The 15,307-nt window shown below is 36.9% G+C and carries 13 protein-coding genes and 3 tRNA genes; 8 read left to right on the plus strand and 8 right to left on the minus strand.

The window, feature by feature from the left end:
- Positions 1 to 30 precede the first annotated feature (30 nt).
- The 6 genes from ACR9EA_RS06125 (at position 31) to ACR9EA_RS06150 (ending at position 9,503) form a co-directional block, all read left to right on the plus strand.
- The gene (locus tag ACR9EA_RS06125) at positions 31 to 849 is read left to right on the plus strand and encodes a peptidyl-prolyl cis-trans isomerase (protein ID WP_435138768.1); all 819 of its coding nucleotides are present in this window, start codon (positions 31 to 33) and stop codon (positions 847 to 849) included.
- A complete protein-coding gene (locus tag ACR9EA_RS06130; protein WP_435138770.1) occupies positions 812 to 2,257 on the plus strand; it encodes a foldase protein PrsA in 1,446 nt (481 codons plus the stop codon). Before ACR9EA_RS06125 ends, ACR9EA_RS06130 begins: the two co-directional genes overlap by 38 nt.
- A 2-nt stretch (positions 2,258 to 2,259) precedes the next feature.
- Positions 2,260 to 3,213, plus strand: coding sequence for an AAA family ATPase (locus tag ACR9EA_RS06135; RefSeq protein ID WP_435138772.1), 954 nt, complete (start codon positions 2,260 to 2,262; stop codon positions 3,211 to 3,213).
- Positions 3,214 to 3,547: 334 nt separating this feature from the next.
- Positions 3,548 to 6,340, plus strand: a complete 2,793-nt coding sequence (locus ACR9EA_RS06140; protein WP_435138774.1) for a bifunctional aconitate hydratase 2/2-methylisocitrate dehydratase — start codon at positions 3,548 to 3,550, stop codon at positions 6,338 to 6,340.
- A gap of 226 nt (positions 6,341 to 6,566) precedes the next feature.
- Positions 6,567 to 8,834 carry an aconitate hydratase gene (locus tag ACR9EA_RS06145; RefSeq protein ID WP_435138776.1) on the plus strand — a complete coding sequence of 756 codons (2,268 nt, stop codon included), beginning with the start codon at positions 6,567 to 6,569 and terminating at the stop codon, positions 8,832 to 8,834.
- Positions 8,835 to 8,939: 105 nt separating this feature from the next.
- Complete coding sequence (locus ACR9EA_RS06150) at positions 8,940 to 9,503, plus strand: TlpA family protein disulfide reductase (RefSeq protein WP_435138778.1); 564 nt, start codon at positions 8,940 to 8,942, stop codon at positions 9,501 to 9,503.
- A 44-nt stretch (positions 9,504 to 9,547) separates the two neighbouring features.
- On the opposite strand, the gene ACR9EA_RS06155 is transcribed toward ACR9EA_RS06150, so the two are convergent.
- The 3 genes from ACR9EA_RS06155 to ACR9EA_RS06165 form a co-directional block, all read right to left on the minus strand.
- Positions 9,548 to 9,620 (minus strand) — tRNA-Lys (locus tag ACR9EA_RS06155).
- A gap of 203 nt (positions 9,621 to 9,823) precedes the next feature.
- Positions 9,824 to 9,908, minus strand: a tRNA-Leu gene (locus ACR9EA_RS06160).
- 54 nt (positions 9,909 to 9,962) lie between these two features.
- A tRNA-Lys gene (locus ACR9EA_RS06165) sits at positions 9,963 to 10,035 on the minus strand.
- A gap of 135 nt (positions 10,036 to 10,170) precedes the next feature.
- Between ACR9EA_RS06165 and ACR9EA_RS06170 the strand changes: the two genes are divergently transcribed.
- Complete coding sequence (locus ACR9EA_RS06170; RefSeq protein WP_435138780.1) at positions 10,171 to 10,692, plus strand: shikimate kinase; 522 nt, start codon at positions 10,171 to 10,173, stop codon at positions 10,690 to 10,692.
- On the opposite strand, the gene ACR9EA_RS06175 is transcribed toward ACR9EA_RS06170, so the two are convergent.
- Together ACR9EA_RS06175 and ACR9EA_RS06180 are read right to left on the minus strand one after the other, a co-directional pair.
- Positions 10,684 to 11,187: a phosphoribosyltransferase family protein gene (locus tag ACR9EA_RS06175; protein ID WP_435138782.1), complete on the minus strand. Its 504-nt coding sequence runs from the start codon at positions 11,185 to 11,187 to the stop codon at positions 10,684 to 10,686. The two genes, ACR9EA_RS06170 and ACR9EA_RS06175, sit on opposite strands and share 9 nt — an antisense overlap.
- Positions 11,188 to 11,264: 77 nt before the next feature.
- Complete coding sequence (locus tag ACR9EA_RS06180; RefSeq protein WP_435139833.1) at positions 11,265 to 11,657, minus strand: RNA-binding S4 domain-containing protein; 393 nt, start codon at positions 11,655 to 11,657, stop codon at positions 11,265 to 11,267.
- An 83-nt stretch (positions 11,658 to 11,740) separates the two neighbouring features.
- Here ACR9EA_RS06180 and ACR9EA_RS06185 point away from each other — a divergent pair, with 83 nt between their 5' ends.
- Entirely contained in the window at positions 11,741 to 12,685 is a 945-nt protein-coding gene (locus ACR9EA_RS06185) for an FKBP-type peptidyl-prolyl cis-trans isomerase (RefSeq protein WP_435138784.1), read from the plus strand.
- A gap of 80 nt (positions 12,686 to 12,765) precedes the next feature.
- Here the strand turns inward: ACR9EA_RS06185 and ACR9EA_RS06190 are convergent, their stop codons facing one another.
- Genes ACR9EA_RS06190 through ACR9EA_RS06200 form a run of 3 tightly spaced genes read right to left on the minus strand, consistent with a single transcriptional unit; the run spans position 12,766 to position 15,216 of the window.
- The gene (locus ACR9EA_RS06190; RefSeq protein WP_435138786.1) at positions 12,766 to 13,353 is read right to left on the minus strand and encodes an outer membrane beta-barrel protein; all 588 of its coding nucleotides are present in this window, start codon (positions 13,351 to 13,353) and stop codon (positions 12,766 to 12,768) included.
- 47 nt (positions 13,354 to 13,400) lie between these two features.
- Positions 13,401 to 14,354 carry a transketolase family protein gene (locus ACR9EA_RS06195; RefSeq protein WP_435138788.1) on the minus strand — a complete coding sequence of 318 codons (954 nt, stop codon included), beginning with the start codon at positions 14,352 to 14,354 and terminating at the stop codon, positions 13,401 to 13,403.
- Positions 14,355 to 14,370: 16 nt separating this feature from the next.
- On the minus strand, positions 14,371 to 15,216 hold the full coding sequence (locus ACR9EA_RS06200; protein WP_435138790.1) for a transketolase: 846 nt from the start codon (positions 15,214 to 15,216) through the stop codon (positions 14,371 to 14,373).
- Positions 15,217 to 15,307 lie beyond the last annotated feature (91 nt).

The following is a 15,307-nucleotide window of genomic DNA, read 5'->3' on the forward strand; positions in this document are numbered from 1 at the left end:
AAAGGGAGATTTTTAATATTATGCCTCGTTTTGCTAAGCTATTCGTGTACGTTTTTTAAGTCGGAAGACACGCGTATTCCAATAGCCAGAGTGCACGAAAGCTATTTATACACCGAAGATCTTAAAGATTTGGTAACCGCAGGTACTACAAAAGAAGACAGTATTCTATTGGTGCAAAACTTTATTAATAGTTGGGCAACACAGCAATTGTTGGTTGCTGGTGCAAAACGAAATTTAAACGAAGAGAAATTGGCCAATTTCCAGAGATTGGTAGAGCAATATAAAAGAGATTTGTATTCTAAAGCGTATTTAGAAGCTTTAGTGTCCAGAAGTTTAAACGATACCGTAAGTTTGGCCGAAGCCGAAAGTTACTATAGCGATAATGTAGAAGCATTTAAACTAAATGAAGACCTCGTTAAGTTTCGGTATATTAATTTAGACGAAAACAGGTTAGATTTTAAAGAGATTAAAGAACAGTTTCAACGTTTTAACGCGAACGATAAAAGAGCTTTAGATTCTATCTCTATTCAGTTTAAATCGTATGCTTTAAACGATTCTATTTGGATTAAAGTGAGTCAGGTGCTTCATAAAATTCCTGTGGTTTCTGCCGAAAATAAAGACCAACTGTTAAAAAAATCTAATTTTATACAACTCAAAGATTCATTAGGAGTATATTTGATGCATATTAACGACGTATTATTGCGTGGTAGCACAGCACCGTTAGAGTATGTAAAACCTACCATAGACCAAATAGTGGTTAATAAAAGAAAATTAGAACTCATTCGAGATTTAGAAAAAGATATTACAAAAGATGCAATTAAGAACAAACAATTTGAAATCTATAATTAACCTTAAACCCGCTTTTATTTTAAGCCTTTTTATTAGTGTAAACAGTGTATTTGCACAAGAAATTATCCCAGATCAAATTAAAGAAGAAGTTGTAAAAGATACTGTAATTTCTGGTGCCGCAAAAAAAATTGACGGTGTAGCGGCAGTAATAGGCGAGTATATTGTTTTAGATTCCGATGTAGATAAAACATTTTTACAGCTCGAAGCTCAGGGTATTAATACCTCCGAATTTACACGTTGCGAGTTGTTTGGTAAACTGTTAGAAGACAAATTGTATGCCCACCACGCTGTTCAAGATAGTATTGTGGTGTCCGAAATAGAAATCCGTTCGTTTGTAGATCAGCAAATTCAAGCGTTTTTAGAACAAACAAATGGTTCTATGGATGCCTTACTAAAACTCTATAATAAAGAAGATGAAAAGAGTTTTAGAGACGAGATGTACGAAATTAACAAAAGCCAAAAGCTAGCTTCAGAAATGCAAAGAAGCATTATTGAAGATGTCGAGGTTACTCCAGAAGAAGTTCGCGAATATTTTAACGCTATTCCAGAAGACGAACGCCCTACTTTTGGAACCGAATTAAAAGTAGCGCAAATTGTTATAGAACCTAAAATTACCGAAGCAGAAAAGCAAAAGGTAATCGATCGCTTAAACGAAATTCGTGCCGATGTTTTAGAGAATGGTGCAAGTTTCCGATCTAAAGTGGTGTTGTATACAGACGATAAGGCTTCAGTAAGAAATGGTGGTTTGTACACCTTAAACAGAAAGCAACCTAAAATGGTAAAGGAGTTTAGGCAAGTGGCGTTTTCGTTACAAGAAGGCGAAATTTCTGAGCCTTTCGAAACCGAATTTGGTTATCATATTATTTATTTAGAAAAAATTAGAGGTCAGGAATACGATGTACGTCATATTCTTTTAATGCCAAAAGTATCCGATGAAGAAGTTACTAAAGCAAAAGAACAGTTAGAAGAAATAAGACAACATATTGTTGATGGCGATATTACTTTTGCTGAAGCCGCTAAAGAGTCTAGCGAGGAAAAGGAAACTAAAAACGACGGCGGGCAGTTAATTAATCCAGCAACACAAGATTATAATTTCGAGCTAACTAAAATGGATCCGGAATTATACGGGCAAATACAAAATCTTAAAGATAACGAGGTTAGCTTGGTATTAACCGACCAAGAGCGTAATGGTAAAGTGAAATTTAAAATATTAACTGTTACAGATCGTATAGACGAGCACGAGGCAAACTATGCACAAGACTATTTAAAAATAAAAGAGCTGGCGTTAAACGAAAAACAATTAAAAGCGATAGAGAAATGGCAAGCCGAAAAAATAATGGATACTTATATTAAAATAAGTAAAGATTACAGAGAGTGCGATTTTTCTAGTAACTGGTTAAAAAAATAAATATGTCGGACGTTGCCGCTGTAGAACAGTTTGTACAAAAATATAAAACCCTAAAAACCGAAGTAGCTAAGGTTATTATTGGCCAAGATCAGGTGATCGAGCAAATTCTAATCTCTATTTTTTCTGGCGGACATGCCTTGTTAGTTGGTGTGCCAGGACTAGCCAAAACCTTAATGGTGAATACCATTTCGCAAGCTCTAGGTCTCGATTTTAAGCGTATTCAGTTTACTCCAGACTTAATGCCTAGCGATATTTTAGGAAGCGAAATTCTAGACGAAACACGCCATTTTAAGTTCATAAAAGGGCCTATTTTTTCTAATATTATATTGGCAGACGAAATTAATAGAACGCCACCAAAAACGCAGGCAGCACTCCTAGAGGCCATGCAAGAACGTTCTGTTACTGTTGCTGGGCAACACTACAAGTTACAACAGCCTTATTTTGTATTGGCTACCCAAAACCCGATAGAGCAAGAAGGTACTTATCCGCTACCAGAAGCACAGTTGGACCGTTTTATGTTTGCCATCTATTTAGATTATCCTAGTTTTGAAGAGGAAGTAAGTGTTGTGAAATCTACAACAAGCGATGCTAAAATAACGGTTAAACCGCTTTTTAATGCCGAAGAGATTATAGGTTTTCAACAACTAATTCGCCGTATTCCTGTTGCCGATAATGTGGTAGAATATGCTGTGGCTTTGGTTGCCAAAACACGCCCTAACTCTAATCGTGCGGCAGATTTTGTAAAACAATACGTAGATTGGGGAGCGGGACCAAGAGCATCTCAAAACTTAGTGCTCGCAGCAAAAACACATGCCGTATTACGTGGAAAATTTTCTCCAGATATCGAAGATGTACAAGCCGTTTCTTTCGGTATTTTAAGACATCGAATGATAAAAAATTATAAAGCTGAAGCTGAAGGCATCGCTATAGAAGATATTATAAAAAGTCTATTTTAGAATCATTCTAATTAATTTTTTGTTACGACATTCAAATTTTCGAGGTGTTAAGTTGTTAAATTATTATTTATTCGATAAATTTTTGACTTTAAATTTTGTTTTTTAATTAAAAACAGAAAATACTCTAAAAATTATTCATTAATACTTGCATATCGTTGAGTATTTTTTAATTAGTGTTTAAATTCGTAATTTTGCCAAGCTTTTAAAAAAACTAATTGCTAAAAAACTATATTTAAACGGCTTTTGTCTAACCAAAATGTCTGTAAGCTGGCTACTCAGATTGCAGATAATGTGTTACTGAGTGGTAAGCCATAAAATTGAAAAGACTTCTATTATGAACATGTACAACGATTACATCAAGGAGATCGAAGAACGCAAAGCGCAAGGACTTCACCCTAAACCTATTGATGATGCTGCATTGTTAAGCGAAATCATTGCCCAAATTAAAGATGTAAATAACCAACATCGCAAAGATTCTCTAAATTTCTTTATTTATAACACCTTACCTGGTACTACAAGTGCTGCAGGTGAAAAAGCAAAATTTTTAAAGGAAATCATTCTTGGTGAATCGGTGGTTGAAGAAATTTCTCCAGCCTTTGCCTTCGAACAATTATCGCACATGAAAGGTGGGCCTTCTATAGAAGTGCTTTTAGATTTAGCCTTGGGTGATGATGAAGCCATTGCAGAAGAAGCAGCTAAAGTTTTAAAAACGCAAGTATTCTTGTACGAAGCCGATACTGCGCGCTTAGAAACGGCCTATAAAAACGGAAGCGCCATTGCAAAAGATATTATTGAAAGTTATGCGAAAGCAGAATTCTTCACTAAACTTCCAGAAGTTGAAGAAGAAATACAAGTAGTAACATACATTGCTGGTGTAGGCGATATTTCAACAGATTTATTATCACCAGGCGCCGATGCGCATTCGCGTTCAGATCGTGAGTTGCACGGTCAGTGTATTTTCGAGCACAACAAAGACATGCAACAAGAAGTGTTGGCCTTAAAAGAGCAACACCCAGATAAGCGTGTGATGTTAATTGCCGAGAAAGGTACTATGGGAGTTGGATCATCACGTATGTCTGGTGTAAACAACGTTGCACTTTGGACAGGGGTTTCTTCTAGTCCGTATGTGCCATTCATCAATATTGCGCCAGTAATTGCAGGTACTAATGGTATTGCACCTATTTTCTTAACAACAGTTGGGGTAACAGGTGGTATTGGTATCGATTTAAAAAACTGGGTAACTAAAAAGGATGCCGATGGAAACACCGTTTACGATAAAGATGGCGAGCCAGTTTTAGAACAAGTATATTCTGTTGAAACAGGCACCGTACTTACCATCAATACAAAAGAGAAAAAATTATACAACGGCGATAAAGAATTAAAAGATATTTCTGCAGCCTTAACACCTCAGAAAGTAGAGTTCATCAAGGCTGGAGGTTCTTACGCAGTTGTTTTTGGTAAAAAATTACAAACATTTGCAGCTAAAGTGTTAGGCATTGAGCCTCCACAGGTTTATGCTGCTTCAAAAGAAATTTCTGTTGAAGGTCAAGGCTTAACAGCGGTAGAGAAAATCTTCAATAAAAACGCGGTTGGCACAACGCCAGGTAAAACGCTTCATGCAGGTTCTAACGTTCGTGTTGAGGTTAACATTGTAGGATCTCAAGATACGACAGGTTTAATGACTTCTCAAGAGTTGGAAATGATGGCTGCTACGGTTATTTCTCCAATTGTTGATGCGGGTTACCAATCGGGTTGTCATACTGCTTCGGTTTGGGATGATAAGTCGAAAGCCAATATTCCGAAGTTAATGAAGTTTATGAACGATTTCGGATTAATCACTGGTCGCGATCCTAAAGGACACTACCATGCCATGACCGATGTTATTCACAAGGTATTAAACGACATTACTGTGGACGATTGGGATATCATTATTGGTGGAGATTCGCACACACGTATGTCTAAAGGTGTGGCTTTTGGTGCCGATTCTGGTACTGTGGCCTTAGCTTTAGCAACGGGTGAAGCGACTATGCCAATTCCTGAATCTGTAAAAGTTACGTTTAAAGGTAACATGAGAAGTTTCATGGATTTCCGTGATGTCGTGCATGCTACACAACAACAAATGTTGAAACAGTTTGGTGGTGAAAACGTATTCCAAGGTCGCGTTATCGAAGTGCATATTGGTACTTTAACATCCGATCAAGCCTTTACATTTACAGATTGGACTGCCGAAATGAAAGCAAAAGCATCTATCTGTATTTCGGAAGATGAAACCTTAATTGAATCGTTAGAAATTGCTAGAGATCGTATCCAAATCATGATTAAAAAAGGTATGGATAACGAGAAGCAAGTTTTACAAGGGTTGGTAAACAAAGCTAATACACGTATCGCTGATATTAAATCTGGTGAAAAACCAACGTTAAAACCAGACGCAAACGCGAATTATTATGCAGAAGTGGTTATCGATTTAGATGAAATCGCAGAACCAATGATTGCCGATCCAGATGTAAATAACGAAGATCCTTCAAGACGTTACACACACGATACTATTCGTCCTTTATCGTACTACGGTGGAACTAAACAAGTAGATTTAGGATTCGTTGGGTCTTGTATGGTTCACAAAGGTGATATGAAGATTTTAGCGCAAATGCTTAAAAATATCGAAGCACAGCAAGGTAAAGTAGAATTTAAAGCACCGTTAGTGGTAGCGCCTCCAACATACAATATTGTAGACGAATTAAAAGCCGAAGGCGATTGGGAAGTATTACAAAAATATTCCGGATTCGAATTCGACGATAATGCTCCTAAAGCCGCAGCTCGTACCAAATACGAAAACATGCTGTATTTAGAGCGTCCGGGTTGTAACCTATGTATGGGTAACCAAGAAAAGGCAGAACCAGGCGATACGGTTATGGCAACTTCTACACGTTTATTCCAAGGTCGTGTGGTGAAAGATTCTGGCGAGAAAAAAGGAGAATCGTTATTATCATCAACACCAGTTGTAGTATTATCTACTATTTTAGGAAGAACACCTACAATGGAAGAATACGAAGCTGCGGTAGATGGAATTGTGTTAACACGATTCAAACCGTCTCAAAAGCAATTAAGCACAGCAGCAGTAACGCTATAAAAAAAGAATTTCAGAGTTTTAATCTGAATAACCCAAAAGCCCGAAATTTAAATTTCGGGCTTTTGTTGTTTTATAATCTATTGGCTCTTATCTGCGGTTTTAGTAGTATAGATTAAATTGAATCTAAATAGCATTCGCAAATTTTAATATTAAGTTAATTAGCCCTGCCTATCGTTATTTTTTTAATAAATTTAAAGGAATTAAACATACTAAAAAGAAAAAGTTTATGGCATTTGATATTGATATGATTAAGAAGGTTTACAGTCAAATCGCTGAACGTGTGGATAAAGCACGTGAGATTGAAGGTAAACCATTAACATTATCCGAAAAGATTTTATACGCTCACCTTTGGGATGGAACTCCTACTAAAGCCTTTGTAAGAGGAAAAGACTATGTCGATTTTGCACCAGACCGTATTGCCTGTCAGGATGCAACGGCACAAATGGCTTTGTTGCAGTTTATGCAAGCCGGGAAACACAAAGTTGCAGTGCCAACCACCGTGCATTGCGACCATTTAATTCAAGCAAAAGATGGTGCAGAAAAAGATTTGAAACACGCTAACGATGTAAGTAGCGAAGTGTTCAATTTTTTAGAATCGGTATCTAATAAATACGGTATTGGGTTCTGGAAACCAGGCGCGGGAATTATTCACCAAGTGGTTTTAGAAAATTATGCCTTTCCAGGCGGAATGATGATAGGAACCGACTCGCATACCGTTAACGCAGGCGGATTGGGTATGGTAGCTATAGGTGTTGGTGGTGCCGATGCTGTAGATGTGATGGCAGGAATGGCTTGGGAATTGAAATTTCCTAAATTAATCGGTGTAAAGTTAACCGGGAAATTGTCTGGGTGGACTGCTCCAAAAGATGTGATTTTAAAAGTTGCTGAAATACTTACCGTAAAAGGTGGTACTGGTGCAATTGTAGAATATTTTGGCGAGGGTGCTACAGCCATGTCTTGTACAGGAAAAGGAACCATTTGTAATATGGGAGCCGAAATAGGAGCGACAACGTCTACCTTCGGTTACGACGAGTCTATGGAGCGTTATTTAAGAGCTACAGAACGTGCCGATGTGGCCGATGCAGCTAATGCCGTTAAAGATTATCTTACCGCCGATCCCGAAGTTTATGCTAATCCAGAGCAGTATTTCGATCAGGTTATAGAAATAAATCTATCAGAATTAAATCCGTTACTAAACGGACCTTTTACACCAGATTTATCCACACCAGCAGGTTCCGAAATGACCGAAAAAGCTAAAGCCAACGACTGGCCTTTAAAAGTAGAGTGGGGGTTAATTGGGTCGTGTACCAATTCGTCTTACGAAGATTTGTCTCGTGCATCATCAATCGCACAACAGGCTTTAGATAAAAATTTAAAAACAAAGGCCGAATTCGGAATTAATCCAGGATCAGAAAAAGTTAGATATACTACCGAGCGCGATGGTATTTTGGAAATTTTCGAAAAGTTAGATGCTAAAATATTCACCAATGCCTGTGGACCTTGTATTGGGCAATGGGCTAGATATAGCGATCCTAAAAATGCGCCTAAAAACAGTATTGTGCATTCGTTCAACAGAAACTTTGCTAAGCGTGCTGATGGTAATCCAAATACACATGCTTTTGTAGCATCGCCAGAATTAACAGCTGCTATTGCTATTGCTGGGCGCTTAGATTTTAATCCGATGACGGATAAGCTCATTAATGAAGATGGGGAAGAGGTGATGTTCGACGAGCCAACAGGGTGGGAGTTACCGCCTAAAGGGTTTGAGGTAAAAGATAATGGCTATTTAGAGCCGAAAGCAGACGGTAGCGATGTCGAAGTAATCGTAGCTCCAGATTCCGAACGTTTGCAGTTGTTAACCCCTTTCGAGCCTATTGGAGATGAGGTTAAAGGAGCAAAACTTTTAATTAAAGCTTTTGGTAAATGTACAACCGACCACATTTCTATGGCGGGACCTTGGTTGCGCTTCCGTGGCCATCTCGATAATATTTCCAATAACTGTTTAATAGGTGCGGTAAATGCGTATAACCAAAAAACAAATTTTGTTAAAAATCAATTAACAGGCGATTACGGTGGCGTGCCAGATACGGCTCGTGCATATAAAGCAGCAGGTATAAAATCTATTGTAGTTGGCGATCATAACTATGGAGAAGGATCTTCGCGTGAACATGCCGCAATGGAGCCAAGACATTTGGGCGTTGCAGCAGTAATTGTAAAATCGTTTGCACGTATTCATGAAACAAATCTTAAAAAACAAGGGATGTTAGGTTTAACTTTCGATAATGAAAATGATTACGATTTAATTCAGGAAGACGATACCTTCAATTTTCTAGATTTAGATGCGTTTGCTCCAGATAAGCAATTAACCTTAGAAGTTGTACATGCTGATGGAACAAAAGATACCATTAAGTTAAACCATTCGTATAACGATGCGCAAATTGCTTGGTATAAGGAAGGTTCTGCTTTAAACCTGATTAAAAAGCAAAACGCTTAGTTAGTAGTTCTTTTATAGAAAAATAAAAAAGCTCTTAAGTAACATAACTTACTTTAAGAGCTTTTTTTTGAATGTATATTTGCTGAATATCATAAACGAATACACGTGAAATTAAAAAAATCGCAGTATAGTAATTTGTTATTTCTGGTTATTATAAGCCTGCTAATAATACCACAAACCAGAAAACCCATTCAGGTGTTTTTACAAAAAGGATTGGCTCAATTTAGTCCGTCTGTAATTGATGAAGCGAAGCAAAAGCGATTAACAGATTATAATTGGAAACTGAAAAATTTAGATAATAAGATTTATAATTTCAACGAAACTCGAGGTCGAGTAGTTTTGGTTAATTTTTGGGCGACTTGGTGTCCGGCTTGTATTGCAGAATTACCAAGTTTGAGTGCGTTATATGAGGATTATAAACAGCGGGTTGAGTTTATTTTTATTACGAATGAAGACACCGATAAAGTAACATCGTATTTAACTAAAAATAATATAAACATACCTGTTTTTCATTCCTTAACTGTTGTTCCCAAAATGTTGGAAACGACAAGTATTCCCCGAACACTTTTAATTGATAAAGACGGGACTATAGTAATTGATAAAACTGGCGCAGCCAATTGGGATAGTGATACTGTAAGAGCAGAATTAGAGCGCTTATTGGCACAATAAAAGGGAAATAAAAAAGCTAAGCGATTAGGCTTAGCTTTTTTCTGTGACCGGGCTGGGGCTCGAACCCAGGACCCTCTCCTTAAAAGGGAGATGCTCTACCAACTGAGCTACCAGGTCATTATTTGATTGACGCTGTTTGCGGGTGCAAATATACTACCTTTCTTCAATAATACAAGGAAATTATAGACTTAAAATAAGAATTTTAAATTTTTTAGAATTTACTAAGTTATACAGAAATTTATTATTGGTATTACAGTCTTAAGTACAACAGATTGTAAATATAAAACTCAATTTCAGGATATTTTGAAAATGTGATAATGTGCGCACGAGAAGACTCGAACTTCCACGATCTAAGCGATCATTAGGCCCTCAACCTAACGCGTCTACCAATTCCGCCACGTGCGCTTTTAAAGAGTATAAAAATAAAAAAAGTTAAGCGAAAGGGCTTAACTTTTTTTGTGACCGGGCTGGGGCTCGAACCCAGGACCCTCTCCTTAAAAGGGAGATGCTCTACCAACTGAGCTACCAGGTCATTATTTGTTTGTTGCTGTTTGCGGGTGCAAATATATGACCTTTATTTAGAATTACAAGCCTGTTTTTGAATTTTTTTTCGTTTTTTTGTGGCACCAAAATGTATGGTTTTCAGTATCAATTAAAAACAGCTGTAATGAATATCATTTTATTAGGATATATGGGTTCGGGGAAGTCTACTTTAGGACGAAAATTGGCAACAGCTTTAGAATATCCGTTTATAGATCTAGACGATTATATTGAAGAAAAAGAGCAACAACCCATATCGGAAATCTTCAAAACCAAAGGCGAAATCTATTTTAGAAAGAAAGAGCACGAGTATTTAAAGGCGCTATTAAAAACGTCTACTAAAGTGGTTTTAGCTTTGGGCGGCGGTACACCGTGTTATGCCAATAATATGACATTAATACAAGAGCAACCTAATACCACATCGTTTTATTTAAAAGCTTCTATTAAAGAATTGGTGCTACGTTTAATGCATGAACGTGCTAAACGACCTATTTTGAGTCGAATTGAAACCGAAGAAGACCTTACAGAATTTATTGGTAAGCATTTATTTGAGCGTACCTCTTTTTATAATGAAGCCGATGTTGTAATAGATGTTAATCAGACCACCGAAATAGCCATATTAGACCAAGTGATGTCTCATTTAGTCTAAGTACGCTTCTAGCGTTTTGCCGTCTAAATTAACATGAACGTGCTCGTTTAAGGAAGTGGAAAGCGAAATGCCTTTAAAATCAGCTTTTACAGGGTATTTTTTATGGTTTCGGTTCACTAAAACGGCTGTTTTAAATTGTTTTAATGGCACATCTAAAAAGAATTTAACACCATATATTAACGTGGTTCCAGAATTTAAAACATCGTCTATCAATACTATAGATTTGTTTTTATAATCTTCAATATCAAGCGATGTTTTTATACCTGTTCTAGGATCTTTTTTATTAATAGAGACTTTGCAAAGTACTGGTGTGATTGGTGAGATTTTGCTTAAAACAGTTTTTAATTTTTTGGCAAGAATGTATCCGTTACTATCAATTCCCGCAAGCACGACCTCTTTTTCATAAACGTTCGTTTCGTATATCTGGTAAGCAATACGTTTTATTTTATGATTAATTTCTTCGTGTGTTAATATAATTTGTTTAGTCGTAGCCATGAATGTTTTTTTCGTTATTCAAAGATAAAAAAGAGTTGCTTTATCTGTAAACTCTTTTTTAAATTATTACAGAGCTGTTAGTCCAAATCTACATCAAAGTCGTCGTTGTCGTCTTTATAGTCTTCAATATCGCGTCTGTCTTTTTTAGTAGGTCTGCCAGTGCCTTTTTTGCGGTAATAATCTTTGGCGTATTTAAGCAGTTCTTGAGCTTCAAAAGCATCTTTGGGCGTTGTGTCTACTCTGTAAATGTCTACTAATTTGGCACCTACGCGATTTGGAGGCAAGTCGTTTATCTTTAAACTGTAATTTATTTGGTCTTTTCTAACTTCTATTTGGTCCTGCGGATAAACCTCTCTACTTGGTTTTACCGTAGCTCCGTTAACTTTTATATGCCCTTTTTTACATGCTGTTGTCGCTAAACTTCTGGTTTTATAGTATCTAACAGCCCATAAATATTTATCTATTCGCATGGTGTTTTTATAAAAATCATCATTTCGGTTATTGTGCAAAATTCTTTTTTTAATCGTATCTTGCGCCCCAAAAATAAGCAATAATGAAATTAAGAACAGTTACTTTAACTATTTTATTACTAGCGGTTGCGCTTTCTTGTAAAAATGACGACGATGATGATGTTGTTGTTGTACCTTCTAGAGATAGAACAGAAGTTTACGAAGAAAACATAGCCGAGATAGAAGCTTACTTAGATACCCATTTTTATAATTACGACGAATTCGATTTTGAAAATCCGTATAGTATTGAAAACGATAATTTTCAGATTGTTTTTGATACCATTGCAGGCGAAAATAGCGATAAAATACCTTTAAGCCAACGACCAGAATTGTTAATGAAACAAGTAGAAGACGTAGATGTAGAAGGTCTTATTTACGATTTGTATTACTTGAAGTTAAGAGAGGGCTTAGGCGACGAGATTCATTTTACAGATCGCGTTCATGTACAGTATAAAGGAAATTTAACCGATGGGACTTTATTTGATAGCGCCATTACACCTGCGGCTTTAAGTTTAACTACTATAGGAAGCGATTTTGGAGTTGTAACTGGTTTTAAAGAAGGTGTTTTAGAATTTAAAACAGCAACAAGTAATTCCGAAAATGGCGATGGTACGGTAAGCTATCATGAGCAAGGTATAGGGGCTATTTTTATACCATCTGGCTTGGGATATTTTTCGGCACCGCAAACCAATATTCCAGCATATTCTAATTTAATTTTTAGAATTCATACGCCTGGGGTTACTGTTTTAGATCATGATAACGATTCGGTACCTTCTTATTTAGAAGATTTAAATAATAATGGTGATGTTTATGATGATGATACCGATGGCGACGGTATTCCAGATGTTTTAGATGTTGATGATGATGGCGATGCTGTACTTACTGTTTATGAGGATATAGATGGCGATGGCGATCCTACAAACGATATTGGTAAAAATGGAATTCCTAAATATTTAGATAAAGAAGAAACAGCTTCTAATCAGGATTAAGCATTTTACATGATAATACTAAAAAAGCCACAAGTTTATTAAAACTCGTGGCTTTTTTGTTTGTTGTAGCGTTCGGATGATTATAAAATTAATGAAGCACTTAGTATTAACTGACTAGGGCGAGCATCTATTGTTGCGCCTAAGTCTAAATTATTATCGTTAATAAAAGAGGCTTCATTTTTACTAAAACCACGTTCGTACCTTAAATCGATGCCAAGTTTATTTAAATTGAACCCGATACCGAAGTTAAAGCCCATAGAAATGTCTTTGTCAAAATCATCTACAGCAATACCATCGTAATCCGAATCTAAAATATATTGAAATGCTGGGCCGGCAAAGACACTTAGCGGACCAATAACACGGATGCCTACCAAGGCGGGCAAGTCTAATTTCTGAAGTTTAAAAGTGTCGCCATCGTAATCGCTACTGGTATTGGTGTACACCAATTCGGGTTTAAAATACAAGCGGTCGCCAAACTTACCAAAAACACCCAGATGAAAACCAATGTTTCCGTCTGGGTGTTTTACGGTGTTGGAAATAGATTCGAAATAATCGCCGTTGGTATTATAATTTAAACCACCTTTTATTCCGTATCCGGCTTCCGATTGTGCTATTATGGTACTTAAAGTACCAAAACAAAGTCCTAGAAATACTATTAACTTTTTCATGCGTTTCGTTTTATGATTGTTCTCAATAAAACGACGAAAAGTTAATATTATTTTCTTTTTATAACTTTTTGGGCAGCGTTAACAATAGCTTCGGCGTTTAATCCGTACTTATCCATTAATTGTGCTGGTGTACCAGATTCTCCAAAAGTATCTTGTGTAGCTACAAATTCTTGTGGTGTTGGTTTGTGGATAGCTAATTCTCTTGCAACACTTTCCCCTAAACCACCAAGATAGTTGTGTTCTTCTGCCGTTACAATACATCCTGTTTTAGAAACAGAGTCTAAAATTGCTTTAGTATCTAAAGGTTTTATAGTGTGAATGTTAATGACTTCTGCCGAAATACCTTGTTCGTATAAAGCTTTTGAAGCTTCCAGAGCTTCCCAAACTAAATGTCCAGTAGCAACAATAGTAACATCTGTACCTTCGGTTAAATGTATGGCTTTACCAATTTCGAATTTTTGATCTGCTGGTGTAAAAATAGGCACAGACGGACGACCGAAACGTAAGTAAACAGGGCCGTGATGTTCTGCTATGGCTATAGTTGCCGCTTTTGTTTGATTAAAATCGCAAGGATTGATTACGGTCATGCCCGGAAGCATTTTCATTAACCCGATGTCTTCTAATATTTGGTGTGTAGCACCATCTTCGCCTAAAGTTAATCCAGCATGCGAAGCACAAATTTTCACGTTTTTATCTGAATACGCAATAGATTGACGAATTTGGTCGTAAACACGTCCTGTAGAAAAGTTTGCGAAAGTACCTGTAAACGGAATTTTACCACCAATAGTCATACCTGCGGCAATGCCCATCATATTGGCTTCTGCAATACCTATTTGAAAAAAGCGGTCTGGGTTTTCTTTAATGAATTCTCCCATTTTTAACGAAGGCGTTAAATCGGCACAAAGCGCTACTACATTCGGGTTTGTGCGTCCTAATTCTGCTAAACCAGCTCCAAAACCACTTCTTGTATCTTTTTTTTCTGTATATGTGTATGTTTTCATGTGTTCTGTGTTGCTATTAATAATCGCCTAAGGTTTCTGGGTTTTGTGCTAAAGCACTTTCTAATTGTTCGTCGTTTGGAGCTTTACCGTGCCATTCGTGTGTGTGCATCATAAAGTCTACACCATGGCCCATAACGGTTTTTAAAAGCACACATACAGGTTTCCCTTTTCCAGTTAAGGCCTTAGCTTCGGCCATGCCTTTTAAAATAGCTTCAATATCGTTGCCTTGTTCTATATCTATAACATCCCAACCAAAGGCTTCAAACTTAGCGCGAAGACTACCCATTGGAAGTACGTGGTCTGTTGCCCCATCAATTTGTTGTCCGTTTAAATCAACTGTTGCGATAATATTATCTACTTTTTTAGCAGAAGCATACATTATGGCTTCCCAGTTTTGTCCTTCTTGCAATTCACCATCTCCGTGTAATGAGTATACTAAATGCGTGTCGCCGTTTAATTTTTTGGTTTGAGCAGCTCCTAAAGCTACCGATAACCCTTGACCTAACGATCCAGAGGCTATGCGAACGCCTGGTAAGCCTTCGTGGGTAGTTGGATGCCCTTGTAACCTAGAGTCGATTAATCTAAAGGTGCTCAATTCTTCAATAGGGAAATAACCAGCATGCGCCAATACGCTGTAAAATACAGGCGAAATATGGCCGTTAGATAAGAAGAATAGGTCTTCGTTAAGACCATCCATATCAAAGCCTTCTTTTCTGTCCATTATTTCGTTGTAAAGGGCTACTAAAAATTCGGCACAACCTAAAGAACCTCCTGGGTGTCCAGAATTTACTTTGTGTACCATACGTAGAATATCTCTACGAACTTGCGTTGTTAAATCTTGTAATTCGTTTGTGTTAGCCATGTTATATAACTTGATTTTTAAAGCGATAAAAATAAGGCTTTATATGCGTTTAGCAAACTAATATTTACGTTAATTAAGCAATCGTTATCGT

This window comes from Formosa sp. A9 (assembly GCF_051200825.1).
Classification (GTDB): Bacteria; Bacteroidota; Bacteroidia; order Flavobacteriales; family Flavobacteriaceae; genus Formosa.

Bases quoted from the DNA above. Each gene is read 5' to 3' on its own strand.
- ACR9EA_RS06180 (WP_435139833.1), bottom strand. From the start codon at position 11,657: ATGCGAATAGATAAATATTTATGGGCTGTTAGATACTATAAAACCAGA.
- ACR9EA_RS06135 (WP_435138772.1), top strand. From the start codon at position 2,260: ATGTCGGACGTTGCCGCTGTAGAACAGTTTGTACAAAAATATAAAACC.
- ACR9EA_RS06130 (WP_435138770.1), top strand. From the start codon at position 812: ATGCAATTAAGAACAAACAATTTGAAATCTATAATTAACCTTAAACCC.
- ACR9EA_RS06170 (WP_435138780.1), top strand. From the start codon at position 10,171: ATGAATATCATTTTATTAGGATATATGGGTTCGGGGAAGTCTACTTTA.
- ACR9EA_RS06195 (WP_435138788.1), bottom strand. From the start codon at position 14,354: ATGAAAACATACACATATACAGAAAAAAAAGATACAAGAAGTGGTTTT.
- ACR9EA_RS06145 (WP_435138776.1), top strand. From the start codon at position 6,567: ATGGCATTTGATATTGATATGATTAAGAAGGTTTACAGTCAAATCGCT.
- ACR9EA_RS06185 (WP_435138784.1), top strand. From the start codon at position 11,741: ATGAAATTAAGAACAGTTACTTTAACTATTTTATTACTAGCGGTTGCG.
- ACR9EA_RS06190 (WP_435138786.1), bottom strand. From the start codon at position 13,353: ATGAAAAAGTTAATAGTATTTCTAGGACTTTGTTTTGGTACTTTAAGT.
- ACR9EA_RS06175 (WP_435138782.1), bottom strand. From the start codon at position 11,187: ATGGCTACGACTAAACAAATTATATTAACACACGAAGAAATTAATCAT.
- ACR9EA_RS06200 (WP_435138790.1), bottom strand. From the start codon at position 15,216: ATGGCTAACACAAACGAATTACAAGATTTAACAACGCAAGTTCGTAGA.
- ACR9EA_RS06140 (WP_435138774.1), top strand. From the start codon at position 3,548: ATGAACATGTACAACGATTACATCAAGGAGATCGAAGAACGCAAAGCG.